Source organism: Actinomadura sp. NPDC048032 (assembly GCF_040653175.1).
Classification (GTDB): domain Bacteria; phylum Actinomycetota; class Actinomycetes; order Streptosporangiales; family Streptosporangiaceae; genus Spirillospora; species Spirillospora verrucosospora.
The window spans coordinates 1-1,961 of sequence record NZ_JBEZJP010000742.1; the positions used below are offsets into that span (position 1 = coordinate 1).

1 protein-coding gene is annotated in these 1,961 nt (G+C 71.1%); it reads left to right on the forward strand.

Annotated elements, in window-relative coordinates; genetic code table 11:
• Positions 1-1,869, forward strand: a 1,869-nt coding sequence (locus AB0C69_RS41755) for an iron ABC transporter permease (RefSeq protein WP_360362358.1), incomplete at its 5' end; no start/stop codon positions are given.
• Positions 1,870-1,961 lie beyond the last annotated feature (92 nt).

Consider the following 1,961-nt stretch of genomic DNA (forward strand, 5'->3'; position numbering starts at 1 on the left):
GGCCGCACGAGCGGCCCGCCGGGCTCCACCCCGGAGGAAGAACCCATGGCGGTCGCCGCCTCCGCACGGCCCGTGTCACGCGGCCGGCGCGTGCTCTACCGGTCCCGCGTCCTGCTGCGCAACCCCACCGTGCTGCTCGGCCTCGTCCTGAGCGCCGCGCTGCTCTACCTCGTCATCGCCCCGCTCGTCTCCGTCGTCTCGGACGCCGGCCGCGTCCAGTACGGCGACGAGGCGCGCTCCGGCCAGGGGGCCGGCTCGTGGACGAGCTACTACCTGTGGCGGGTGTTCCGCTCCCCGGTCAGCAGGCTGCTGTTCTGGGAACCGCTCCTGCACACCCTCACGGTCGCGGTCGGCGTCATCGTGTTCGCGCTCGCCGTCGGCGGGTCGATGGCGTGGCTCGTGACCCGCACGAACGTCCCGGGCCGCACGTTCCTGGCCGGCGCCCTGGTCGTGCCGTACATGCTGCCGTCCTGGACGTTCGCGCTGGCGTGGCTGTCGCTGTTCAAGAACGAGCGGTCCGGCGGGCAGGTCGGCTACCTGCAGGGCGCCGGGATCCACACCCCCGACTGGCTCGCCTACGGGCCGGTGCCGATCATCGTGACGCTCGGCCTGCACTACTACCCCTTCGTGCTGCTGCTGTTCGGCAACGCGCTGCGCCGCATCGACTCCCAGCTGGAGGACTCGGCGCGCATCCTCGGCGCCGGCGGCCGGACGGTCCTGCGCCGCGTCACGCTGCCGCTGATGCTGCCGGCGCTGTCGTCGGCGGTGCTGCTCGTCCTCGGGCGCGTCCTCGGCACGTTCGGCACCCCCTACATCCTCGGGCTGCCGAGCGACTACAACGTCCTGTCGACGAGCCTGTACCACGCGATCCGCGACCGCAGCACCGGCGTCGCCTCGACGATCGCCAGCGTGATCGTGCTCATCGGAGTGCTCGTCGTCGTGGTCGACACCCGGCTGGTGCGCGAGCAGCGCAAGTTCGTCACCGTCGGCGGGAAGGGCGCCATGGACCGCCGCGGCGACCTGCGCCGCTGGCGGTGGCCCGCGTTCGGGCTGGCGATGGCGGTGTTCGCCGCGAGCGTCGTCATCCCGGTGCTGACGCTGCTGCTGTCCACCATCACCAAGACGCCCGGCGTGTTCAGCCCCGGCAACTTCACGCTGAAGTACTGGTTCGGATCCGACATCGAGGGCGCGGTCGGGTTCCCGCACGGCGTGCTGCGCGGAAACGAGCTGTGGGAGGCGGCCTGGAACAGCGTGCGGATCGTCGGGCTGGCCGCGCTGGTCTGCGGCTTCGTCGGGCTCCTCATCGGCTACGTGGTGGTGCGCGGCGCCGGGAGCCGCGTCTCGTCCTTCCTGCGGCAGGTGTCGTTCCTGCCTTACCTGGTGCCCGGCATCGCGTTCGCCGCCGCGTGCCTGTCGCTGTTCGCCGTCCGGCGCGGCCCCGTGCCCGCCCTCTACGGGACGATCACGCTGCTCGTCCTGGTGATGGTGGTGACGCACCTGCCGTACTCGTCCCGGTCGGGGATCTCGGCGATGATGCAGCTCGGCCGGGAGCCGGAGGAGGCCGCGCAGATCAGCGGGGCGCGCTGGCCGACCCGGATGGTCCGCATCATCATCCCGATCCAGCGGGGCGCGCTCGTCACCGGCGTCGTCCTGCCGTTCATCTCCGGGCTGAAGGAGCTCAGCATCGTCATCATGCTGACCACGTCCGGGACGCAGCTGCTCACCACCCTGTCCATCGGGCTCGTCGACTACGGCTACACCCAGCTCGCCAACGGCGTCGTGCTCGTCATCGCCCTGCTCTCGTTCACCATGACCTACCTGGCCCAGCGGCTCACCAAGAGCAGCCTGGCCTCGGGCATCGGAGGTTGACCATGCCGGCCATCACCCTCAGCGGAGTGGTCAAGAACTACGTCGGCGGCGACCGCGCCGCGGTGAAGGACCTCGACCTCGTCATTCCGGAC